Source organism: Candidatus Nomurabacteria bacterium, from assembly GCA_023898465.1.
In the GTDB taxonomy this organism is placed as follows: domain Bacteria; phylum Patescibacteriota; class Patescibacteriia; order HK-STAS-PATE-3; family HK-STAS-PATE-3; genus HK-STAS-PATE-3.
The window spans coordinates 201,882-225,900 of sequence record CP060223.1 but is presented as its reverse complement, the minus strand read 5'-3'; the positions used below and the strand labels follow the sequence as shown (position 1 = coordinate 225,900).

Below are 24,019 nucleotides of genomic sequence, written 5' to 3'. Positions count from 1 at the left end.
ATTTTACCACGTACAGCTAGTTCCTGCATTGCAATTATCTGCCGTATGGGTATTGGCATTTAACTCAACACCGTTTTTGCCGTTAGAATCAAGCCAATACCAGTCTGTATCAGCTCCCTCTAAATGAGTATACAGAAGATACGCACTCCCATCATCAGTCGCGTCATACCAATACTCATGATTGGTGTCGTCAGTTTTTGGTAATATCACAGACGCAAGATATTCGGGTACTATTGGATTATTGCCCTCATCCGCATCAAATACACCTACGCCGTCTAAGGAAGCGTCCGGTGCACCTACAGTCACGGTTGTTGGATAAAGAAAATCGTAATCATCATAATAAAGCAATAGTGCGGATCTAATATTCGCCAGGTCTGATTTACGTTGTGCATCACGTGCTTTTTCGCGCGACTTATTAAATTGTGTAATACCAATACCCGAAAGTATGCCGATAATTGCAATCACTACTAATAATTCGATTAGGGTAAATCCTTTTCTAGAATCGGATTTTTTCAAGTCCGGTAACATGGAGAATATCTGGGAGAAACCAGAGGATAAAAATGGTGACAGGGGCGACAAAGGGGGTGAGGACAAGTCGAGGTGGCTCAGCTGAACTACGCATTGCCATGAGCACCCGTACTATCTGAGCCAACACAGCAATGAGAAATATGCTTACAAAAGTAATAAGGACGCCTGGCCAAGAACTCAAGAGAGCTGACAAACTCAACCAGCGAATATCCTCAGCATCATACTGTCCGAGTCGGAAGTATTTTTTTGCAAAGTAAAGAACAGAAAAGGTAACTAGTGCGGTAATAACTGCTACAAGTATCGGCTGTCCTAATCTCAGAATATGCGAATAAACGACATTCGAATGAGGTGGTAGTAAATAGGCGGCAACCGGATCGTTAGAGTATTCATTCCAAAGTTGGACACTCTGAATACTCATTTGTATACACATCAGAACAATGATACCGCTGACTGACCAAATAAAAATCTTACGACTCATCGCTTTCCGCCATTGGACAGTCGCAATGTAGGGAGCAAGCAAGATCAGACTAAGCAAACCGTGATAAAGCGAATTCGACATGTAGTATTATTATACAAGAAATAGCGAAAATCACCAAGGCAACCACCTTGCATTACATAACTTAAACTCCCGGAACTACCTGCTACACCAAATTCAAAAAAGAGCATTTCTGCTCTTTTTTGATTCTTACACATAGTGTTTGACTAACTAGCTTCCATCGCAAGAAGCATCTGTCGGCAACGGGTCAGGGTCATTATAGTGGCAAAGCGCATCATTCTGACAACAAGGTAAGTTAGTGTCCCCGTCATCGTAGTCTCGAACAGTACCATCAGCTAAAAGTGAGTAGATATGATCACCTGCGCCTGACTCTAACTGATAATACAAAACGAAATCCGTTCCTGTAGTGTCAGGTGCAGCTCCGCTGTTTGAGAGATAACTATAGCTAGTGCTCGAAGGTGACTCTAGTTCAGAACTAAGATACGGGCCTATTATTGCCCCACTGGCAGCCCATACACCAAGCCCTCCGCCAGATCCCGTGCCGCTAGCATCTGGCTGTCCGTTTGTACCTTCTCCCGGATACTCTCCACCATTATCATCAGCAAACAAGGTCAAAGCAGTTCGCATCTGACCAAGGTCAGACTTGGCTTGGGCGTCACGGGCCTTTTCACGTGCACCGTTTAGTGAGACGAGCCCAATTGCAGACAAAATACCGATGATCGCGATCACGACCAAGAGCTCAATAAGTGTGAATCCTTTTTTCATTCTTTCTGTCTCACCCCCTTTCATTTCCATTTTGTAATTAGCTTACTTCACAAGGCAGACTTTCATCGATACAAAGCGGTGGCGCTCCAATATTAGCATCATAATCATACACTGTTCCATTGGCAGTAAGCACGTAGTAGCGCGCTCCATCGCCAGATTCTAACAAGTAATAGAGCCCATAATCGCTAGATACATTTGGAGTAGCATCTAGTCCATTCGATACATAACCGTAAGGAGTACTTGAGCCGGATTCAAGTTCTGCTGATAGATAACTTGGAATTATTGACCCACCGGTGCCATCCCAAATACCGCCCTCAGTTAAATTGGGAGCGCTCTCATCTGGCACACCAGGACTATCACTTTGTACATCTGGATAATATCCACCGCTATCGTCAGCAAATAAAGTTAATGCTGTACGCATCTGACCAAGGTCAGACTTGGCTTGGGCGTCACGGGCCTTTTCACGTGCACCGTTTAGTGAGACGAGCCCAATAGCAGAAAGTACTCCAATAATCGCGATAACAACTAGGAGCTCAATAAGTGTGAATCCTTTTTTCATTAACTACCCCCTTTAACTTAAGCTTCAATGCGGTAAGTATAGCACAATAAACAAAAAAGGGGTCAACTAGCACCCCTTTTTTGTTTATCAACCTTACGGATTTAGCGTACAAGCCGCACCCGTGTTTGGACAGGTAGGAACACCTGTTTCATTATCTGAATAATCAACCGACTGCCCGTCAGCGCTAAGCTTGTAGTAGTTTTGTCCATCACCTGTTTCGGTCTATAGAACAACACATAATCATCAGCGTCGTTTACGGTAGCAGCTGAATTCATTTGCCACATAACCATAACGACCTTCGCACGCGTCCGCGCCAGTAACCAAGCTCGTGGTGAATTTAGATAGGTTGAGAGATAATCGGTAACCGTCGTTGCTATCCCACACTTAATCATTACCAGCTGCGGTCGATCCGGCGTCGTTTGTGTCACCAGAACAATCAGGCGTATTACTTGCGCCTGCTACCTGCACTCCAACAAAGCTTCCACCGTTATCATCAGCAAACAAGGTCAACGCAGTGCGCATCTGACCAAGGTCAGACTTGGCTTGGGCGTCACGGGCCTTTTCACGTGCACCGTTTAGTGAGACGAGCCCAATTGCAGACAAAATACCGATGATCGCGATCACGACCAAGAGCTCAATAAGTGTGAATCCTTTTTTCATTCTTTCTGTCTCACCCCCTTTCATTTTGCCGTTGTACATACTTCACGCGTGAAATATGCCGAGGCTTTTAGTGTACGCAATTTGTACAGTTGTAGTGTACCATTTTTGCAAATACCGAACAAGTGTTCTTACTTTTCCACATTCGACAACAAATCCCCTACTTTTTCGGCTAACTTTAGCTAAATGGCTGATGACAAATTATACATCGGCAAGAGAATAGCGATAACGAGGAAGGCAACTGCCACACCCATAACCACCAGAATCAAAGGTTCGATCAGGCTAACCAGGTTTGCTACGTTGTTTTCTAGCTCACGACTGTAGAAATTTGCCAGCTTTTCTAAAATGAAATCAAGCTTACCAGTTGATTCACCAATGCTCATCATCTGCGTCAACATAGGAGGGATATCTTTATTTTGCGCAAAGACATAGGAGATAGATTTACCTCCCTCAATTGCTTCAATAGTCTCTTTGGTTAACTTACGATAGAGACGGTTATCAATCACATCAGCCACAATCTCGAGTGAGCGAGTAATTGGCACGCCGCTGGAGATTAAGGTTGATAAGCTGCGCGCGAAACGGACAAGGTAAATACGCTGAAAAATTTGTCCAAAAATTGGGAAGTGCAGCTTCAAGCGATCAATCACGTCTTGACCTTGCTCAGACCGCTCCACAAAGCGATATGCCGCGTACAAAAGCGCAATCACAATAAGCAACACCCACCACTTTGTCTGCAAAAATGCCGAGGTAGCGATTAAAGCTCGCGTCATAATCGGCAGCTCTTGCCCACCAGCTGTCAGGATATCGGTCAGCTGTGGAATCACAAAAATCATCATAAGGATACCGACAGCCACCAAAGCACCCAGAATAAAGACCGGATAGGTCATCGAGCCTTTGATCTTAGAGATCAAATCGTAGTCTTTTTCCTGCTGATCAGCTAAATAGTTGAGCGTTTCATCCAACTTACCCGTGGTTTCACCAGATCGAATCATGTGCACAAAGAAATCATTGAACACATGAGGATACTTCCCTAAAGTGGCGGAAAGCTTTGATCCACCGTCAACCTCATCAGCAACCTCTGAGATAATAATCTTAAAAGCTACGTTTTCTGTCTGCTTCACGAGGATACGCAAAGCCTGCACAATCGGTACCGTGGCCGAAATCATCACTGCCAGCTGCCGTGAAAAAATAGTGACATCACGACGAGGCACGCGATTAAATATGTTCAGCGAGGTTTGAAAAAGCGCTTTGCGCTGACGCTCGCTAATACCGGTCACTATCAAACCGCGTTCACGCAAAACATCCTGCGCTATGCTCTCAGTTGGCGCTTCAACAATACCTGTACTGGTATTTCCCTGACTATCTCGTGCAGTATATTCAAAATTTGGCATAAGTAATTATCGTCCTCGTAGGGCGGCTGAGAGCTCGGCCCGATCATTTGCATTGGCTAATGCATCATCAACTAATATTTCACCATTACGTACTAAAGCGGCTAAATAACGATCAAAAGAAACTAATCCCTCCTCTTGGGAGCTTTGTAGCATAGTCTTGAGCTGACCAATCTGCCCATCGCGAATAAGGGCGCGCACCGGATCAGTGGGCAGCAGGATTTCTGCTACCACAATGCGCCCGCCGCCCACACGCGGTAAGAGACGCTGACACACGATACCACCCAGATGTTCGGCAAAAATACGTCGAGCCTGCTCCTGTTCCTCAGCCGGATATGCGTCAAGGATTTTTTCTACCGTTTGCGGCACCGAATCGGCTAATAACATACTCACGACTAAACGATCAGTCGAGGCAATTTGCAACACTGACTGCACCACATTTGGATCCTCCATCTCAGACACCATCACCACATCCACATCTTCTCGAGTTGCCGTTTCAATCGCCTTGGTAAACGATTGTGTGTCACGACCTACTTCACGCTGCTCTATCATACTCTTCTCGTTGACAAACAGATGCTCAATCGGCCACTCAATCGTAACCACATGAGCGGCGCGCTGCTGATTAATTGTTTGGAGTAAGGCGGACACCGTTGAAGACCGTCCTGATCCGTAGGGACCTGAAATAACCACGAGTCCAGATGACAAACGGGCGAGGTCCTCAATATTATCCGGTAAGCCTAAATCTCGGACAGACTTTGGTCGGCTGGCAATTAAACGGAGCGAACTGGCTGGTAAACCCTTTTGGTAAAAAAAGCTGGCTTTAAAACGTTGGCGATTCTCTAAGCTGGTTGCTGTGACAAGCTCCTTGTCAGCATGGAAACGCTCACGTTGCTCAGGGGTAAGTAAAAGTTCTTCTAAAGCGGTCATCAGGTCCGGCGTGACCACTACTTCATTCTCTAAAGGCACTAATTTACCGTCCACGCGCAGGGTCGGTGGATTACCTGGCACAATGTGAATATCAGAGGCTCCATAATCAGCCGCCGAGGCCAAAATTTTCTGAATAGCTATAGTGTCGGATGAGGGCATGCTAGCGAACAATACGCTTAATCTTTTCTACCACTTCTGATGGCAAGAAATGTGCTTTGATGAGATAATCGACAGCGCCAAGCTTCAAGCCTTTTTGTACGTCTTCTTTCTCTCCCAAATTGGTTAATAAGATAACCGGGATATCTTTTGTCTCTTTGGTCTTTTTTAACCAAGTCAAGACATCGAATCCCGACATCTTAGGCATCACCACATCGAGCAGGATGACATCTGGTCTCCTCTTCTGCACGACATTAATAGCCTGCTGACCATCACTGGCCAACTCTACATCAATCCCCTCTAGCTCAAGTTTGGTGACGTACATTCCAGACAGGAAGGTATCATCCTCCACAATAAGCACTTGGGGATTCTTCTTTTTTGACTGCTCTTTTGCACTACTTGTTGCCTTTGTCATAGGCGTAATAAAATTATTGGCAAAATTATTCTCGGGTAGCGTCCCACACCTCTTCAATGGTGGTTAAGCCGCGCAGAGCCTTCAGTAAGCCATCCTGCTTCATGGTTAATAGGCCCTGTCTATTAAATTCTTCGTGAATGTTCTCTAAAATTCTCGCCTGTTCACCAGTGATCACCTTCTTCAAATTTTCAGTCATATCTAGCACCTCAGCAATAGCAACACGGCCTTTATAGCCGGTATTTTCACAGCGTACACAACCTTTACCTCGATAAAACTTAGGCGAATTTAGACTAATACCTTTTGGTAACTGCTCAGGCTTTAATTCTTTTAAGCCCTCTTGTACCTCTTTTTGCAAGGCGGCCGGTATCTCCATCGTGGTCGTACAATGCTGACAAATACGACGGACCAGGCGTTGGGCAATGACAACATTGAGCGATGAAGCAAGTAAGAATGGTTCGATCTTCATGTCAATAAAACGCGGTATTGCTCCAAAAGCGTCGTTGGTGTGAAGCGTTGAGAGTACCACGTGACCAGTCAATGAGGCGTGCACACCCAAATCTGCAGTTTCAGTATCCCGAATTTCTCCAACCATGACGATGTCAGGGTCCTGACGTAAGATGGAGCGCAAACCTGCTGCAAAGGTAAGTCCAACGTCAGGATTAATTTGTGACTGGTTTACTCCTTTCATATAATATTCAACCGGATCTTCCAGCGTCACAATATTCACAGATTCCTCATTCAAGCGACTCATAATGGCATAGAGGGTGGTTGACTTACCAGAACCGGTCGGACCAGTGACTAAAATCATTCCGTGGGATTTATCAATGTTCTCCTGAATAATTTCGTAATTGCGCCCGTCGAAACCCAAATCCTGCAAATCAGTCATGGCGCCACTAGTGTCGAGAATACGCATCACGACTTTTTCTTGGTTGACGAGCGGCAGTGTAGAAACACGATAGTCAACATCTCTCCCGTCAATATTCATGCGGAAGCGACCATCTTGCGGCACACGCGTTTCATCAATCTTCAAATTAGACAGCACCTTAATGCGCGCAACGATTGAGGCATGGACATGCTTTGGCAACACAAGCGAGGTATGCAGCACACCATCAATACGATAGCGAATGCGAGATTCATTGCCGACTGGCTCGATGTGCACGTCAGAAGCTTTACCCTCTACTGCGTGTCGCATAATAACCGAAACCATCTTTGAAACCGGAGCTTGGCGGATTACCTCCTCCATGCCCGGCTCGGCAATGTTTAACTTTACCTCTGCGTCGCCTTCTGACTCTGTATCCTTGAGCGCTTCTTCAACTTCAGCGGAAAGACTCTCGTATTGCTGCAATATGTGCTTCACGCCTGTTTCCGAGGCAATGAAATACTTTAATTTGAGGCGATTTTTACGAGCAATGAATTCAATTGCTTCTAGCGCCTTAAAGTCAGATGGATTCACCATTGCCACAGATAGCTCATCAGCATCTCGGCTAAAGGCTACCATGCTGTAGTTTTGCGCTAACTCCTGTGGTATTAGATTCAGCACCTCAGCGCGTACTATTTTTCCAAATAGCTCAACATAGGGCACGTTAAAAAGCTTGCCCTTTGCTTTGGTGATATCCTCTTCCCTCACTGCTCGAGTATCTAAGAGAATCCGTTCGAGGGTAAACTTCTTTGCTTTAGCCTGCTCTACATATTGAGCTAGAGTTTCCTCGCTGATTAATCCCCGTTCTTCCAAGTCATTAATAATCGCCCTAGGCATGCCTAAGACGGAATCGTCCTGAACCGAGCTGCTACGTCGGGCAGCGCTCATGGGGATGGCTTCTCAAATGGGTTAGTCCTCCCCACGTCACCTAGATCAACCGGCAGATCACCATAGGGCACGAGGGCGCGGAAACGCGGATCATCAAACAAGTCTTCGCCAAAGGTAGTGTAGATTGGCAAATCTCTCTGCACAATATTATTGGAGGTATTCACATTTGGATCAACATCCGGTGGAGCGATAACCAGGAAATACACAAGTAAACCAATCACCGTGACACCGACCAGGACGCTGAGTAAAATAGTGACGCTCTTTTTATTGCTTTTCTGTACCAGTGCCATAGCTTAGGAAGCCTCCTCACCGTCAATATAATAAGTGCGCAAGTTGATTGAGTACGGAGTCGTAGCAGCTGAGGTCTCACTCGTACGGTCAGCTGACTGACGCGGCTCCGGCGTAAACTGCATAGATCGCACATCAAACAGGCGGTTGCTATTTTCGATATTCGTAATAAAGTCTTTGAAATCTTCGTATGAAGTACCATTAATAGCCGTCACTGAGATGTCAAAGGCTTTTAAGTTCTTTGATTTAGCCAACTGACTCAGCGATGTTGTACTTGCACCGGCTGCGCTTGATTCGGATTCTAAATTCGCCGGATTAATAGAAACAGAACTGAGTGATAAGCCACTCTGCTTGGCCAAGTCCTCTACAATAATGAAGAGGTCAGGGATATCTTCATAGGTCGGTAGCACCCCCTCTAACTCGCTTAAACTATTTTGATTCAGCGTACTATAGGCATCAAGCATGCCCTGTAAACGAGTCAAATAGGTTTTCCGATCTTCTAATTTCGATTTCTCATCTTTTAAGTCAGCTGTACCGAAACGACGGACTTCTTGCAATTCCGGTCCAATAAACACCAGATAGCCGACCAAAGCAAGTATAAGCGCAACCGCCACTAATACATAGCGGTATTGCTCAATTAAGAATTCAGTGAAGCTTTTGCCGAAGATTTTCATGGGTTCGAGATATTGCTATTAAGCGTCGTGCTGGTGTTGGTATTCGTACTTGAATTAGTATTTGTCGAGGTGTTCGTATTTGTAGCTCCTGAAGTATTGGTATTGGTGGATGTCCCTAAGTCCGGTACTCCGGTTGCACCAGGTAAGAGCGAAGTGTCACCGGGCAAAGGTGTTGTTACATTGCCGATTCGCTCTAAGGGGAAGGTAGAAGCATCATAATAGAAAAGGTCAGGCAGTAGGCTTAGTGTTACCGAAAAAGAAATCTGCTCAGTGCCGGTGCTGCCGACGGTGGTTCCAGTGGCTGAATCAGCCGAACGGGCTGAGGTAATTCGCACGCTGGAAACAAAGTCGCTGGCTTGTTGAAAAGCAATTAACTGGCGCGCCGGAGCACTAAAGGAAGTGCCAACTGCCGAAAGCGTAATTTGACCACCCAGACTTCCATTAAAGGCACCAATGTAATACACGTCATCAATGGTATATTCCTCAAGCTTTTCAAAAAACCTTGTCCAATACACGTGCTGGTCAAGTAAGGTCTTTACCAATTCAGTCCGCTCTTTTGTGGTAATCGCCTCACGCTGACTCGGGCGCAAATCGCTAATAGTACTTTCTACAACCGAGCGCTCCGTACGTAGACTCTGAATCTGCTCTAAAATAGAGGTGCGGTAGAGCGTCAACGCTCCATAGGCAGCTCCAATCACTAAGGCGGTGATTAAAACGGTAATTCCCAGGCTGATTAATTTCGAACGGGGGTCAATTGATCGCTGAAACTCAGTTGGCAGCAAGTTTACCAAAAAGGATTGGTCGCGCGATGAGGAAATTTTTGGCTGCTTTACCTTTTTCTTGGGTAACTCTGGCGGAGGCGTCATTTTAATTTCTTCCATCTTCTGAGTGAAGCGTGGGGGTTTCACCGCATTGGGCATTGCTTGCTTTTTCTTAGGCTCTGGCGGCGTAAAGGTTTGTAAAGACTCTTCATCTGACATGATTGGCTCTGGATTTGACTCAGGCTGAGAAGAGGGTGTGTCGAGGTCAGCAAAAATATCCTCGGTCTTGGGTCGAGCGCTCTCATCAAATGTTGGACTTTTTGGGGCTTTTATTGGTTCTTGAATAATTTCTTCCTCTTGCATTTCTTTAGGATTTTTTTTACCACGGAGGGATTGTAGCCAGGTGCTAAAGCGTGAAGGCAGCTTTGGCTCCGGTTTAGCGGGCGGGAGCTTGTCTGGATTTGTCATCTCCTGATTACCAGTTGAGTTCAACTGTTTTTTCTTCTGGTCCTCAGATCGCTGAGTATCTTTTAGGAGATTAATATCCATAGATTACACAATTTCACGCATGGCTAGACCATTTGCCACGGCAAAGCGTGGTCCAATCTCATCTAGCACTGGCTTTAATTCTACTGGGTAGACTACTCGAGCCCACGGATCTCCAATATAGCATTTGAGCTTAATCATCTGCTCGAGATAGCTAGGCAAATTGGGCAGGAAGGCTGATCCACCAGACAACACAATTTTTTCAATTGGCTTTTCGCCCTGATTTTGATACATCGATAAAATATAGCGAATCTCATTCACGATATTCTGCATGACAAATTCAATAACCCGAGGAATCTGACTCGTGCTCGGCCCACTCATAACGCCAAAGTCGCGCTTAATTTGCTCAGCGCGTTCTGCATCAATATTGAGACTATTGGCTATTGATTTCGTAATAGTTTCTCCCCCTACGTCGATACTTCGATTGAGAAAAGGTATACCATCGAGTATAACGCTTATTTCCGTGGCAATTGCCCCGATATCCACCACCATCACTGTGGAATTATCTCGTCCAAGAAGTGAACGAACAAGGGCAAATGACTCGGTTTCTAGGCTGACGATTTCGAGCTCAGCCAGTTTAAATATATCAATGTAACGTTTAACTAAGTTTTTTGGAGCTGCCGTAATGAGCACACGGGTATTTTTAGGACCTCCACTGCTTATTTGATCCTTTTTGCTCTTTTTACCTTTTTCATCAGTCGCCTCTTCTGGGTCATGGAGTAAGCGCCAGTCTAGCACCATTTCATCGAGGGACATTGGGACGATTTTTTTTGCCTCCCAGCGAATTGCCGAGTATAAATCCTTCTTCGGCATTACTGGCAAGCTCAAAATCGATGTGAAAACTGCGTAGCTAGGCAGAGCCGAAACCACTTTGCGGCTTTGCATATGGCCCTTTTTAAACACACCTAACAAGGTAGTCACCACTTGCTGGATTGCTTCGGGTGAATCGCTTTTTAAAACCTCGCTTGGTTGCTCGACAAAGCCATAACTTAACAAGCGCGGACGACCTTCTTCGTTTCTGAATTCAGACACTTTAATACTAGAAGTGCCGATATCAATCCCGAGATAGCTTTCTTTTTTGTTAAATAAACCCATCCCCCAGCGTCCTAATCATTTAGAAAAAACGTGTATGAACTCGATCAATTATAGCATTTTTCTTACTCTGTCGCAAGAAACCTTAAAAAGGTATGGTTTCTCGAATAACTGGTAAGACTTTCGCAAAATCACGGAATCCTGGCGGCGTATTTGCAATCACCCGTCCATCGTATACCACCTGCTCAGCTGGTTGTGGATCGATTAAGGTGCCACGATATGTGCGCTCGAATTTGAAGCCTCGGGCGATCATGAGACCTTGCGCACTAAAGGAGCGTTCGATTAAGGAGTTTTCAATCTTAATTCCACTAAATTTATTAGCTTCTGTCTCATCGGTTCCAAAGACGATATAGGAGCCGACGATTGAATCTACATCACCAGTCACTATCATATTTTTCTTCACCATCACACCCAGGGAGGCCAAATCTCTAATATTAGAGATTGAACTTTGTTCGTAGCTTATATTCATATCAATGGTGAGATTACCATCAACCACTATTGTCCCTGACCCACTGGCGAGTGAAGAATTCTTAATAATCAATTCAGTAACATCACCGCTACCAGGATTACAGACACCGATACTGAGATTTCCAACCACATGATATACCTTGCCATCAAGCGTTACTCCGTCAGCATCACACAAGCCAAGGTCAAGTAAATCAGCATCGCTGTTTACCGTAATGATTTCATCGCCATATTTATTTTTTCCAGCGCCCACATCCTGCACCAGAGCATCTGGATCCAATTTTCCTAGGACGTTCGTATAGTTATTTGCCTCGGTTGGATAATAAATTTCATCGTAGTTTTGCTGGATGAAGGGGCGAGTGGTGTAGTCCCCTGGCGGGGCGGTTGGATCGATTTCTTCGTAGCGCGAACAGAAGTTAGTGATGGTACCAGCTGCACTAATCACGTATGTCGCATTACATTTACCCTCTGGAGCAGCTGGCGTACCAACGCTACCGATATCAGCTTGAGCGTAGATATTCCCAAATTGGGTCTGTAACCAAGCCTGGCTATAATAGTTTGCTCGATTAAAATCAATCCAGCCAAGTTGACCATATGTAGTAGACGCGCCACTCCAAGCATAGCCGGTAATCTTACCAGTTGCGTCATCAATCGCTACACCATATTGGTCATAGGTCACACAAGAATCACAAAAAGTCTCATTCACACATGAGCCAAATCCTATACAATCTGCATCATCGGTACAGGTAATACTGTTGTTAAGCTCACAACGTCGCGTACATGAGGTGCCGCCGGTATTTGAGCACATGTTTGCAGAAACGATTGTTTCATCATTTAAAGCATTACAAATCTTACAAACACTCACATTACACGGGCCGTAGTTTTCATCTGTTCCATCACCGTCTGCGTCTACATTACAGTCAGCGTCAACTGTACACTTATACGTAGTGTCGAGACTGCAGAATTTGCCACAATTTTTACAGTCTCGGACTGGTAAGTCACCTACATTCGGAGTAACTGCATTCCCTCGCAAACGAATCCAGCCACCAGTGCTTGGATCTTCGTATAAGGAAAGTAAACGAGCCCAGCCAGTTACCTTACCCGTCTTTGCATCAAATCGAGCAATATAGTTTTGCGCACCATCATTGTACGGTGCAGCTGGAGGTGTGCCAGCCTCATCAGTCACACCATCCGAGCCTTTTTTGTTAAACGACATCCAACCAGTTGAAAAACAAGCTGCTGAATTAATAGCGCAACGACATTCAAAATCAGTAGTGCAGCTAATGCTCGAATTAGATTGACAAGCTTCGACGCCTGGATCGGTGTCACAGTCATTTGGAATATAAGCATCCGGATCAGCATTCCCTAGCCAAAAGTAACCAGACAAAGCACCTTGACTGGTGCCACTGCGGCGGATGTTTACGCCGTAAGTAAAGCCAGCACTTTCACAACTATCAAGATTAGCGCAGCTTCCGCTTCCCCATCCCAGCGCATCGCCACTTCCATTACTTGTGCTTGATCCTAGCCAAATCCAACCAAATATATTTCCCGGTGAGCTGGTTAAGAGTGTGGTGTTCGCACCAACGGCTCGTATCTCAATAAGGCTGGCAGCAGAAATGCCGCGTAATACTTCACCATTATTATTTGAATCCTGCCGTTCCCAAATTGTACCATTATATTGATAAACACCTCCGTTGCCTGTAGAGGAATCAATATCACCAACCGCAAAGGCATTATAAATAGATAAAGTAGGATTATAAAATGCACTCACATCATGAAGCGGAATATCAAGCACTGTAGTGAATTGGAGCGACCAGGTGGACCCGTCGTAAAAATAAATTTGACCTTTTGTGCCGTTAATTGCCGAAGCCCATACGTGGCTGGCATCTGCCGCTGACACTCCTGTAAAATCAATGCCTGGGAAAGAGGCTTGTTGCACCCACGAGTTTGTCAGATAATCGCTATTAAAATATATCTTGCCATCACTTGATACTGCCCAAGTATGTGCAGCGTCAAAAGAATCAATATCGCGGATGGTCCCGCTCGTAGCAAATGCTGCGGTGTAGGCGAATGCGCTTTGGTAATCATCAGCCACTGCATGATAAATGTGCCCGTTATCACCTACAAAAAAGGCAACTTTATCATCTCCGCTATACCAAGCACCTTCAACCGAATTTAAAGTCACAGCTCCAGCTGGACTATCAGGACATGGGATAGCTTCACTATTACACACAGTCTCGCTGTCAGTTAAATACCAGAGCGCTTGATTTTCCCCTACTGCCCAAACAAGATACTGATCAATATCTGAATTCCAAACAGCGGAAACATCAAAGAGGTCCGATGTCGACCCCGCACCCAAACCGTCGTCGGTAATTGATTTCCAAAAAGCGCCATTAAAGTAAAGGAGGCTTGATTGTTTACCGCTTAAGTCCTCACCTACCACCCAACCATAGTATTTATTATCGCTGGGGTTTTGTTGGAAATCAACTTTATAGAAGTCGATGCTACTGTTATTCTGATATACTTCTGGAGGTTTTTGCGGCTCCCACTCGAGCCCAGCAAAACTAACCTTTGCAATAAGAAGTCCAGCAGCCACTATAACAAGTGTTGCGAATATACTGATAAATAGTGCTCGTGAATGTCGTTGTACAAATGCCATATTAGAGACTACAACAATTATATTCGCTCACCACTCCTCCGCTAAATCGCATACCAGAGGCGACAGTCCCAGCCGGACATTCTTTTGCACTCACTGGTGTCCAGGTACAACTATTCACCGTATTATTATCTGCCTGTAGATCGCCACTCACCTTAGCTACGCCCACGAAATTGGCTGCAGTGCCACCGGCTAAATTTTCCGCCCGAAGCGTAGGTTGCGACGCGGAGTTATTCGTAACGAGAATACCATAGCCAGTTTCGGAGCTGTTATTGAAGTATCCTGCGTAGCAAGTTTTCCCTGCCCCGCAACTACTCACTCCTCCGTAAATTGCACCGCCACCGGAGGAAAAACTAGCCCCATCAAAAGTTGAGGCAATAGCAGAGCCTAGGTACGGTACTCCATTTTGTCCTAAACCAACTGCTTCCAAGCTTGGTTTCGCATTAATGCCGCCGCTTAAATAGAGGCTTTGCCGATCAAGTGCTGAAACACCTTGGAAGAATGAAGAACCGTTTGAAGTGTTTGGACGAACATAAATACTATCAGAGCCAATCCAGTCGATATTTGCATCTCCGCTGAGCGCACCCGCTTCCATAGTCTCACCATCAGTAAAGCGAGCGCTTCCTTCGTAAATAGAAAGCTTCTGAGATCCTTCACTTGGAGCAGATCCAACAGTCCAAATCTTTTGATTCGATGTACTCTCATTAATGCTATTCACGCACTTTGCCGTCAGGGTCCATTGCCCACTACCTACGAGCGTTCCCGGCGCATGTGTAGTATAGGTAGCACCGACGACTGTTTGTGCTTTTACTGAGGAGTATTGTGTACCGGCGGGCCCTGTTAAGGTGAACTGCACCTCTTTTACTCCTGCAGTACTCGTACAGGTTGTCCGAGCATGTGTCACAATCGCGCCATATTGTAAGTTCGCGCAATCAACGTAATTAGAACCATTATCAATGCTACATGTCGGCACACCAACTGTTGTTGTAGCGCTTGCGGGCAAAGTATTTGCGATTAAACGCACTTTACCTTGGTCTACTGAGCCGGCATTACCATTCACATACAATATTCCATTATATACTGCAGCGGCATTGCAGAAGGTGGGCGCAACTCCCGTGAACGTAACAAAACCAGTCACAGTGGAAATGCCTCGCAAGGTACTATTTGCGCAGTGATATAGGAAGTTGTTATTTACTACGACAAGGGGACCATCACCAATAGAGCCGTTATAATTTCCAGCTGTCCATGACAAACCGCCGTTTATAGCACTTCGAGCGAGATAGGCGTATTGCGTGCTTCGTCGCTCGGAGTAGTACACCTTAGTGCTGCTATAGGCGATACTTAAGGCCTCATTCGTAGCTGCCATTGCTTGATTCCAGGTTTGATTTCCAGTAGCTGAACTGAGAGAAATATATGCATCAGGCGCAGCATAAATAGCATTATCAGCGTAAATTAGTGACGCTCTGGTCCGAATCACTCCGGAACCATAAGGACCGGCAGTCCAGTTCACGGCTCCAGTACTCGCATTAAGCGCACGATAACCAACCCGACCATCAGACAGCGAACCTTCAACAAATTGGATAAACACTTGATCACTACTAACTGCTAAGGCGCCAAGCTGTTCAACGCTGGTCGAAAAGCCAAAGCTTGGCTCAATAGTGCGCATCCATAACAGCTGACCATCAATCTGCTGCAGTGCGAGCACTCTCTGCTCGGATCCATTAAATTTCGCTCCGATATAGAGATTGCCATTAGCTGCGGTTATTACATTGTAAGTACTACCCACCGCAGTTGAGCTAATCGTTTTTGTCCACAGCACTGATCCATCGATGAGTGAACGTGCCTCTACTTGAATTGGACTTAAGCCTTTTTTGACTCGATAGAGCACATCCCCTACCACAACCGGACTTCGCTCGGATTGAGTCATGTCATATTGTCGAATCGGTGAAGTGGCAACGCTGTTATAATCATAAATGCAAAGTTTTTCCTGTGACTCAGAATGTGCAACAACGATAAGCTCTCCATCTCGTACCATCGTCCAATCAACCGTTTGCGTGGTACCGCTTACACAACCCGACACCGTCCCCTGCACCACGTTCGCGGTTGGACCATTATCAGTACTAGCGCTCGTATTCTCGGCTCCTTTTTGCTGTCGAGTCCAGTTTGAATAGGTGTAGGCACCAACTGCGACACCTAAACCAAGCACTGCGATGAACATCGCGCTTAAAATGTGTAGTTTATGTAATCGCGGGAATTGCATATTACAGCTCACAACAATAAATATCAGAAATGACTGGGTCTGTATTACTCGCTCGGACACCGGCTAATAATTTTCCGCTAGGGCAGACTAATTCTGCACCGCTTACCGACTCCCAGGTACACGCAGAACGAGTATTATTATCGAGAATAAGCCGATTTGTCTGCACATTACCGGTAAAGGAAGCGGCTACGCCATTTGCATCAGCATTTAATACTTGCAAAGCAGGAGTAGCTCCACCGTTTGGATTTGTCGCCGTATACGTTTGCACTCCTGTGCTTTGGCCACCGGCAAAGTAACCAGCGTAACAGGTTTGCCCAACACCACATGATTGTACTTCACCAAAAATTGCGGCACCAACCGCACTATCAGGAGCGCCGTGGAAATAACCAGTGACCGCGCCTCGAGTTTCGTCTACTCCATTCGTTCCGATCCAGGAGGCTTGGATAGTATCACTGCCACTAATGCCGCCAGTTAATGAAAGGCGCTGACCAACATCATTGGTAACACCGCTGAAGAAGGAGCCACGCGCGCTTCCATCAGGACGCAGATACAGAGTCCCGCTTGCTTGAATATCGCGACCGGCATTACCTAAGCGCAATTGTGCGCTACCATCAAGTAATAAAGTACCATTATAAATAGACAAGCGCTTATTGCTGTTTCCTCCAAAAGGTGTAGCCGCATACCCTTTTTCAGGCAAGGCACTACTGACCAGGAAGAGAGCAGAGAAAAGCACAGTTCCAAATATTAGTACGAATTGATGTTTTTGCATTTGCATATACTTATGGTCCATAACAATCAGGACCGTTACATGGAGGTGGCCCTAATGGCGGAGGGTCTTCCTTCAACATAATTGGAGACCCGCCTCCTTTACAAGAAGTTGCGCTACAGGCTTTATCACCTTCATTCCATGTACAGCAGAAAGGATATCCCGGATCAACGCCACATTCCACATCAAAAGAACACCTCGCTGGAATGTGCACTGCTCGCTCGAAAGGATCTGACTCATTGCCATTATTATCCACTGCAGTGACACTATAGGTATAATCATTTGTCTGACTCAAATCCCCTGAATCATCAATGAAATTCAAATCGGTGGTGGTGCCAATCATTACAAAGGGAGGACCAACTGACCAGTCTAATCGATAGATATGAAATTCTTTAAAACCACTTCCACCCACTGGGTTATCGCTCAAATCATGAGCCCAGGTTAAGTCGATGATTTCTGTTGGAGATGGAGGTGGAATATGCACATCAAGTACTAATCCACTCGGAACTGGCGGAGGATCAATATCAACCACGCTGGCTGACAATATTTGATCTGAGGAAAACACAGCTGCACCAGAATTTTCCGTCAGACCACCAACGCGGTAATGATAATCCTGATCGCTATCTAGGCCCTCAATGGTGATTGAATGACTTGTGACATATGAACCGTCAATGTCTTGTCCACCATAGAGATCTGAAAGACCAAACTGAACTACTGAGGTCATCGTCGTATTTGAAGTCCAGGTAAACTGGGCGCTGCTAGAGGTCAGCCACTCCGCATCGATGTTCGTTATCGTCGGGCAGTCAATTGGACAACTGATCGCATCCTCGGAACAAAATCCGTCGCCACAGGTAAGAGTGCCGGCGCCCGGATCACCCAACAGCGCATTCGCAAATTGCGCATTTCCACTCACCGCGGTGTTTCCAATCTGACTTGAAGTAGGCCAAGTATTTTGTAAGAGGAGAAATTCTTCGCCCGGTGCTCCATTTGGCCAAGTGGTTCGACAGTCAATAGTGAAACCATCAGTCAGACAAAGTTCCGAGTTATTCACTAACTGAACATTCCCAGTGAAATAGCCTGCATAGGCATTGAGGTTATCTCCATTCCAGCCAAAAATGCCATAAGCTAGGGCTCCGGGATTTATTCCCTCATGAGCTGCCACTCCAAGTACGCCGTAGCTATAGTTATTCGTAACTGGACCAGTCCAAGACTTGCCATAAAAGCCATAACTCGCACTAGCTGTCGGAGCAATGGCGCGAGAATATAGAGCAAAGTCAGCGTCAGTGGCAGCTTGGAAAGTAGCCCCACCTTGCAAGTGAATATATCCGTCGTCAGATGACGGTGGCGAGAGACGAACAAAATCACCAAGTGCCGCTGTCCATGCGTTAATACAATCTCCATTCAAACAAATTGAAGCACCACCGCTCACCGTAACATCACCGGAGGTAACGATTTCACTATCACGAGTAATTAAAGGTCCGGAAGCGCTAACGTTGCCTTGCACTGTCAGGGGTCCCTGACGAGTCTGATCCTGTGGACCAGTCAATACTGGTGCGCTCGTTGTATCACTGGGCGGGAAATCATCCGGCTCGATAAAAGCCATCGCCCTGAAAGCAAAGGTTCCTACAATGATTGTAGCGAGAAAGAAAATTGAGATGCGTAGTTTTGAATGCATTAGTTTCCGCAACAATAAAGTTTATCAGCTACTCCGAAACTGGTGCTATCGTAACCAAAGACAAAGCCTTCGTTTGGACACACAGTATCGCCCACGTCTACCGTCACCCATACACAGGCATCAGGGCTAAATGAACCGGAGAGGTCCTGACTCACTTGCACCTTACCCGTAAAGAGTGCGGACATATTCAGCGTAGATGCATTTGGTGTGGCAGCGTTTTCTGCTCGTAGGGCTGGTAAAGAGGCATTGTTTGTCGAGGCGTAGAGGCCAATCTGATCTCCACCCTGGAAATACCCTGCGGCACATCCACCGCTGCTTGCACAACTCATTACATCACCGTAAACCCCACTGCCACCTGCATTATTAGAGAGTCCTGTAAAAATTCCTGCAATTCCACTCGCACCATCTGCGCTATTTACCGTACCTGTGCCCTTGGCAAAGACAGTGTGTTGACCTGGCACACCATAGGGTAGATGGAGTCGCTGCGATCCAGTTGAAGCTACGCCTTCGAAGTACGCTCCCGCGTAACTGTTATTCGGGCGGATGTAAATATTTCCATTCGAGGTAATATCGCGTCCAGCATTACCTATCTCCATCGTATCACCGGAATTCTTAGAAATTTGCGCTACTCCGTCGTAGACAGAAAGTTTTTGCTGATCACTAAAAGGCCAAGGTCCAACATCCCAAATACTTTCACGCTGCACTGTTTGTCCAGCCACATCTTCACAAGTGGCTTGTACCGTCCACTGCCCCTCTTCGTCAATGAGCTCAGGGTAATAAAGAGTATACGTTGAAGCATTCACCTCACCAGCTACTTGATCAACATAACGCGTACCAGATGGCGCAGTCATAGTGAAGCGAACTTCGCTTATTGATGCAGCACCAATTCCAGCTGGTGTAATAAAAATATCGGTATTTGCTGGACCGTTTTGATCGCTTAACCAAACAATGTTCTCACCATCTCCGCGTGGCCAGTATTCATTATTAAGACTATTGGTTAATTGGGTTTCTGAAGTATCGTCGGCCGTACCATATTCACCATCCGGTCCGAGGTCGTACATCATAACGTTTTGATTTGCATCGGACGCGCCGCCATTCTGTGTTTGATGCCAGAGAATCTTTGTACCGGCAATCCGCGGTGAGCTATCTTTTTTCGCCGAGGCGCTGATTTGTGATTCACCGATATCATCAGAGGTGCCGTATTGTTCATCTGGACCCATGTCATAAATGAAGATGTCGCCATTGCTGGTGCCGCTGCCATCATCGTACCCATTTGGATCATTACGAAAATCCATCCAAGCAATATATCGTCCTTGGATATCTGGCACATCAGCTTGCACCGAAGCATTGCTATATACAGGTGTTTGTGTAATCGAAGTAAGATCGAAGAGATAGATATCATCTAAACCACCGGTGGAGTGCCCAACTGCATAACGTCCACTCACCCGGGCATAGTTTGCCATGGGCGTCGAATTAAGCTGAGTGCTTCCCCCGTCATCAGCCGTACCGAGCACCTCGTCCACACCTAAATCTTTCACACTCAAGTTGGTTGTGCCGCTAGGTGCATAGACTAAGTAGCGTCCATCGTAGCCAGAAATTGAAGAAAAGGCGACGCTCGTTAAGGTGCCTGGATCTATCGAGTCATCACTGAGGTTATAAAAACGCAAAGAGGCCGTGCCACCAGCTGAACGCCAATATAAAATTCTTCCATTCTTAATATCTTGTGGGTAGGTATCAATACTCCCCTCATCCACCAAAATTTTTGTGCCTAGGTCATCACCCGTACCAAACTGCTGATCAGGACCTAAATCGTACGCGTACACTTTCCATCGAGGACCGGAGTCAAGATAGCGATATACCACATAGCGACCCTCAATAAAGGCAGAATCCTCGTGCACTCCACTAGTATTTGCTACCATACCTTCTGAAAGTGGGACAAAATCTCCTGGGTCACAGGTTACTTGCACGTGACTCACCGTTGAACCCTGTTGTGCATCAGAACAAAGTACAAAATTACTACCGTTATCAATACTACAAATCGGATCTGAAACTGTAGGTAAACTATTCAGACAATAACTTTGTGCACCAACAGATTCTCCAATACGTCGGAAGCCCTCATCCAAACAATATGTGTTACTTGTCGATGAAGTAACGGTGTGCAGACCGAATTGCATGTCATCTGGTTTACTCCGTCGAACATCAACTCCGTCAGCAGAAAAGACAAGCGCTCCGCCCGCACTCACTCCCTGCATTTCACAAAGTGCTGAATCAGATGGCACATTATCATGACAATAGGCAAAGAAGGTGACTCCCTGAGCCGTCCCTGCCACTTTATAGTTATTATCCTCAGCTTCGGTCGTCACTACAACGTCGGAAGCCCAACGCTTCGCGCCCGTTTCCACATTAATGCGATTCGTTACCAGGGCGCTATCAGATGTTCGCCGCCAAGCGGTGGCCAACTCATCGGCTCCACTCCAAACAAACTTTGCTCGATCAAATTGACTTGATGGATCATAGCTATTCGATTCAGCAAAGAGGAGGGGGTTAACCCAGGCAGCACTTCCATCTGAGGTGTGAAAAGCTTGAATAAAGTTTGATGAGCTCTTACGCCAAATCGCATAAAAAGTATCTGGAGTCTTGGCAAATAATTCTAATCCAGTTGGAGAACCACCAGTAGCATCGGTAATGCTTACTGTCCAGAGTACGGTACCAGTACTATTTACTCGAGTGGCATGCAAAATGCTTCCTGCGCCATCGCGATGTAGCACAATCATGCCGCCCTGTTGATCAGAAATCATGCCTCGCACAATGGCATTTGAACTAGAGTGATAAATTTCACGGGCAGATCGAGCTCCCACGGTACAATTGGCTGATGATGACCACTGACTCACACCAGTTGCTCGACTAAGCTTCATCGCACACACAGAACTACCCTTAAAGTAAGTAATAAGCGCATTGCCACTCGTGTCTGAGGCTAAATACTGTCCCCAGTTTACTTCAGATACACCCACGGCATCATTGTTTGCACGCACCCACTGCAAATTACCACTTGAACCTACTCGAGCAATGACGTTGTTATACCCCACCCCAATAACGTTAGAGGTCCAACCAACGTAAGCGCCGCCGATACCATCTGAGACAAAGCCAAAATTATTTCCCTGGTTTGTTCCCACATTTAGCGCTGGAGTGAGTTTGGTTCCTAACACTGAGCTACCATCATCGTTCACACGGAACACGTAATTATTGCGATCCCCGCCAGGAATATCATCGGTATATACAAAGAGTCGACTGGAAGCAGAGTTTTGTATCGGTGCTGACCATGGACCAATGTAGACTGAACTATCTCCCACATGAGGCTCAGTTGACCACCGTGGTGTCAGTCCAAATTCTGCATTTGCGTTACCTACGAAACGGCTAGCAATCATAAGTACGCCGAGCATAAGTACGGCTAATCCAAAAGTCACCAGATTTGTTAAACGTTTACGTAAATGAAGTTGGAAATAGCGCATTAGTACCAGCCACCTCCTTCATCCCAACCACCTGGATCCTGATATTGGGAATACTCTAAGGGAATTTCTTTAAGCATGACTGGCGAGCCTCCGGGCGGAGGTGTGCCACACCCCAATGCACCATAACAAACTGGATACTGCGGATCAGTACAGTCAAGGTCGCTAATACACGGAGTTGGTACATGCACGATAAGTGGATTTGAAGCCTCTGACTCATTGTTACGATTATCCACAGCAGTCACCCAATAGACGTGGTCATATCCAGGATCTGGGAAATAATCTACATAGTAGGTATTACCGGTAGTGTCGTAGGGTGATCCATCACGATAAACAATGAACTCTTTAAAACCAGATCCACCCGGATTATCAAGCTGAGAGTGGAACCACGCTAATGGCACTCGATCTGGTGCTGGGGTTGTAGTTCGCAAATTAGCCGGCACATTAGGTGCTGTCTGATCAAGTAGGGTTGTGAATGATTGTATCGAGCTGGTTTGAGAAATGCCCGAGCCGGTCGTTGTGCGGACCCGGAAATAGTAATGCGTATCATGATTCAAGCTATGTATTTGCAAAGAGTGCATCGTCACCATCGAGGCATCATATACATCACTACCAAAATCGCTGGTCAATCCATACTCAACATATGAATCAGCATTGATCAGCGTACGCCAGGTAACGGTAGCACTGCCATCCGTAATATTGGTAACTTGGAGGTTGATAATGGTGAAACAATCGATCGCACAAGTAAGCCCACTCTCGCTATTGTTGCAAATACCGTCTCCACAGGTCACAGGTAAACTTAAGCCCGAGGGGTCATCGCCTAACACAACGCTAGTAAAAACTGTTGTCGAGCTGGTCGATAAATCAATATTTCCTATTTGCGGCTCATCGTCATCTTCAAGAAGCGCAACATACTCACCGCTTGGTAATCCACTTGGCCACGCATTTAAGCAAGTGCCTCCATTCCACTCAAGACATCCCACAATATTCACTCGCCCCTTAAAGTAGGCTGCATAGGCAGGGCCGTCTGGATCGGGACTCACACCAGATAAACCAATCGATTGACTTGTATTTGCACCAGCCTCACCAAAAACACCGGCTGAAAAATTAGGCCACGGAGCATCATCAGCACCAGCAATACCCAATAAACCGTAGGTGTTTTTTGTTATAGGATCACCGGCAATACCGTATAAGCCAATTGTTTCGGTCGAACTAATGTCTAAATAACCTTCGTTAGTTGAGCCATCACCGAGTAGCACAAAGCCGAGGTCAGGATCAATCGCAGACAAACGTACATAGTTATCCGAGCTTGTTTCTAACGAGCTTTTACATACACCGTTGAGACAAATTTGACCGCCGCCGTCTGGCGTAACACGCAAATTACCATTTTGTACCGTGAGTACGCCGCTTGAACTCACTCCATTCTCCGCTGTTAAGCCGCGCTGTAAAAAGAATGATCCAGTCTTTGTTTGATCTACGTTGGAAGTATTTAAAGGCGCTTGCGTGCTTCCTCCGGTGGTAGGAAATTCACCAGTATCAGGTTCGACCCATTGTGCATGCACAGGCAAAGCATTAGTCGTCCCTAGTATGATGAGGAGAAGCAGCGTTCCAATGGAGGAAAGATGTCGCATA

At 46.0% G+C, this 24,019-nt stretch carries 18 protein-coding genes and 1 pseudogene; all 19 read right to left on the bottom strand.

Translation table 11 applies throughout. The features are described from left to right. Positions 1-3: 3 nt before the first annotated feature. A complete protein-coding gene (locus tag H6760_00950) occupies positions 4-528 on the bottom strand; it encodes a type II secretion system protein (GenBank protein ID USN53722.1) in 525 nt (174 codons plus the stop codon). After that, positions 497-1,087: a hypothetical protein gene (locus tag H6760_00945; GenBank protein ID USN53721.1), complete on the bottom strand. Its 591-nt coding sequence runs from the start codon at positions 1,085-1,087 to the stop codon at positions 497-499. The genes H6760_00950 and H6760_00945 overlap by 32 nt, the downstream gene beginning before the upstream one ends. A gap of 147 nt (positions 1,088-1,234) precedes the next feature. After that, on the bottom strand, positions 1,235-1,789 hold the full coding sequence (locus tag H6760_00940) for a type II secretion system protein (protein ID USN53720.1): 555 nt from the start codon (positions 1,787-1,789) through the stop codon (positions 1,235-1,237). A 37-nt stretch (positions 1,790-1,826) separates the two neighbouring features. Then, positions 1,827-2,348: a type II secretion system protein gene (locus tag H6760_00935; protein ID USN53719.1), complete on the bottom strand. Its 522-nt coding sequence runs from the start codon at positions 2,346-2,348 to the stop codon at positions 1,827-1,829. 570 nt (positions 2,349-2,918) lie between these two features. Further along, positions 2,919-3,008: pseudogene (locus H6760_00930) on the bottom strand (prepilin-type N-terminal cleavage/methylation domain-containing protein). Positions 3,009-3,187: 179 nt separating this feature from the next. Then, complete coding sequence (locus H6760_00925; GenBank protein USN53718.1) at positions 3,188-4,396, bottom strand: type II secretion system F family protein; 1,209 nt, start codon at positions 4,394-4,396, stop codon at positions 3,188-3,190. A 6-nt stretch (positions 4,397-4,402) separates the two neighbouring features. Then, on the bottom strand, positions 4,403-5,479 hold the full coding sequence (locus H6760_00920; GenBank protein USN53717.1) for a PilT/PilU family type 4a pilus ATPase: 1,077 nt from the start codon (positions 5,477-5,479) through the stop codon (positions 4,403-4,405). 1 nt (position 5,480) lies between these two features. Beyond that, positions 5,481-5,891 carry a response regulator gene (locus H6760_00915; protein USN53716.1) on the bottom strand — a complete coding sequence of 137 codons (411 nt, stop codon included), beginning with the start codon at positions 5,889-5,891 and terminating at the stop codon, positions 5,481-5,483. A 25-nt stretch (positions 5,892-5,916) separates the two neighbouring features. After that, positions 5,917-7,698 carry a Flp pilus assembly complex ATPase component TadA gene (tadA, locus tag H6760_00910; GenBank protein ID USN53715.1) on the bottom strand — a complete coding sequence of 594 codons (1,782 nt, stop codon included), beginning with the start codon at positions 7,696-7,698 and terminating at the stop codon, positions 5,917-5,919. Then, positions 7,695-7,988, bottom strand: coding sequence for a hypothetical protein (locus H6760_00905; GenBank protein ID USN53714.1), 294 nt, complete (start codon positions 7,986-7,988; stop codon positions 7,695-7,697). The genes tadA and H6760_00905 overlap by 4 nt, the downstream gene beginning before the upstream one ends. 3 nt (positions 7,989-7,991) lie before the next feature. Next, positions 7,992-8,660 (bottom strand): hypothetical protein, encoded by a 669-nt coding sequence (locus H6760_00900; protein USN53713.1) that lies wholly within the window; start codon positions 8,658-8,660, stop codon positions 7,992-7,994. Beyond that, complete coding sequence (locus tag H6760_00895) at positions 8,657-9,970, bottom strand: hypothetical protein (GenBank protein ID USN53712.1); 1,314 nt, start codon at positions 9,968-9,970, stop codon at positions 8,657-8,659. The genes H6760_00900 and H6760_00895 overlap by 4 nt, the downstream gene beginning before the upstream one ends. Before the next feature lie 3 nt (positions 9,971-9,973). Further along, on the bottom strand, positions 9,974-11,062 hold the full coding sequence (gene pilM, locus H6760_00890) for a type IV pilus assembly protein PilM (protein ID USN53711.1): 1,089 nt from the start codon (positions 11,060-11,062) through the stop codon (positions 9,974-9,976). A gap of 82 nt (positions 11,063-11,144) precedes the next feature. Continuing rightward, the gene (locus H6760_00885) at positions 11,145-14,183 is read right to left on the bottom strand and encodes a hypothetical protein (protein USN53710.1); all 3,039 of its coding nucleotides are present in this window, start codon (positions 14,181-14,183) and stop codon (positions 11,145-11,147) included. 1 nt (position 14,184) lies between these two features. Further along, entirely contained in the window at positions 14,185-16,440 is a 2,256-nt protein-coding gene (locus tag H6760_00880) for a PQQ-binding-like beta-propeller repeat protein (protein ID USN53709.1), read from the bottom strand. A 1-nt stretch (position 16,441) separates the two neighbouring features. After that, a complete protein-coding gene (locus H6760_00875) occupies positions 16,442-17,209 on the bottom strand; it encodes a hypothetical protein (protein USN53708.1) in 768 nt (255 codons plus the stop codon). A 10-nt stretch (positions 17,210-17,219) separates the two neighbouring features. Next, positions 17,220-18,881, bottom strand: coding sequence for a fibronectin type III domain-containing protein (locus tag H6760_00870; GenBank protein USN53707.1), 1,662 nt, complete (start codon positions 18,879-18,881; stop codon positions 17,220-17,222). After that, positions 18,881-22,390, bottom strand: coding sequence for a hypothetical protein (locus H6760_00865; GenBank protein ID USN53706.1), 3,510 nt, complete (start codon positions 22,388-22,390; stop codon positions 18,881-18,883). The genes H6760_00870 and H6760_00865 overlap by 1 nt, the downstream gene beginning before the upstream one ends. Further along, the gene (locus tag H6760_00860) at positions 22,390-24,018 is read right to left on the bottom strand and encodes a fibronectin type III domain-containing protein (GenBank protein ID USN53705.1); all 1,629 of its coding nucleotides are present in this window, start codon (positions 24,016-24,018) and stop codon (positions 22,390-22,392) included. Before H6760_00860 ends, H6760_00865 begins: the two co-directional genes overlap by 1 nt. Position 24,019: the final 1 nt, after the last annotated feature.

Excerpts from the sequence above, each read along its gene's own strand:
- H6760_00950 (USN53722.1), bottom strand. The coding sequence starts at position 528 with ATGTTACCGGACTTGAAAAAATCCGATTCTAGAAAAGGATTTACCCTA.
- H6760_00945 (USN53721.1), bottom strand. The coding sequence starts at position 1,087 with ATGTCGAATTCGCTTTATCACGGTTTGCTTAGTCTGATCTTGCTTGCT.
- H6760_00940 (USN53720.1), bottom strand. The coding sequence starts at position 1,789 with ATGAAAAAAGGATTCACACTTATTGAGCTCTTGGTCGTGATCGCGATC.
- H6760_00935 (USN53719.1), bottom strand. The coding sequence starts at position 2,348 with ATGAAAAAAGGATTCACACTTATTGAGCTCCTAGTTGTTATCGCGATT.
- H6760_00925 (USN53718.1), bottom strand. The coding sequence starts at position 4,396 with ATGCCAAATTTTGAATATACTGCACGAGATAGTCAGGGAAATACCAGT.
- H6760_00920 (USN53717.1), bottom strand. The coding sequence starts at position 5,479 with ATGCCCTCATCCGACACTATAGCTATTCAGAAAATTTTGGCCTCGGCG.
- H6760_00915 (USN53716.1), bottom strand. The coding sequence starts at position 5,891 with ATGACAAAGGCAACAAGTAGTGCAAAAGAGCAGTCAAAAAAGAAGAAT.
- tadA (USN53715.1), bottom strand. The coding sequence starts at position 7,698 with ATGAGCGCTGCCCGACGTAGCAGCTCGGTTCAGGACGATTCCGTCTTA.
- H6760_00905 (USN53714.1), bottom strand. The coding sequence starts at position 7,988 with ATGGCACTGGTACAGAAAAGCAATAAAAAGAGCGTCACTATTTTACTC.
- H6760_00900 (USN53713.1), bottom strand. The coding sequence starts at position 8,660 with ATGAAAATCTTCGGCAAAAGCTTCACTGAATTCTTAATTGAGCAATAC.
- H6760_00895 (USN53712.1), bottom strand. The coding sequence starts at position 9,970 with ATGGATATTAATCTCCTAAAAGATACTCAGCGATCTGAGGACCAGAAG.
- pilM (USN53711.1), bottom strand. The coding sequence starts at position 11,062 with ATGGGTTTATTTAACAAAAAAGAAAGCTATCTCGGGATTGATATCGGC.
- H6760_00885 (USN53710.1), bottom strand. The coding sequence starts at position 14,183 with ATGGCATTTGTACAACGACATTCACGAGCACTATTTATCAGTATATTC.
- H6760_00880 (USN53709.1), bottom strand. The coding sequence starts at position 16,440 with ATGCAATTCCCGCGATTACATAAACTACACATTTTAAGCGCGATGTTC.
- H6760_00875 (USN53708.1), bottom strand. The coding sequence starts at position 17,209 with ATGCAAAAACATCAATTCGTACTAATATTTGGAACTGTGCTTTTCTCT.
- H6760_00870 (USN53707.1), bottom strand. The coding sequence starts at position 18,881 with ATGCATTCAAAACTACGCATCTCAATTTTCTTTCTCGCTACAATCATT.
- H6760_00865 (USN53706.1), bottom strand. The coding sequence starts at position 22,390 with ATGCGCTATTTCCAACTTCATTTACGTAAACGTTTAACAAATCTGGTG.
- H6760_00860 (USN53705.1), bottom strand. The coding sequence starts at position 24,018 with ATGCGACATCTTTCCTCCATTGGAACGCTGCTTCTCCTCATCATACTA.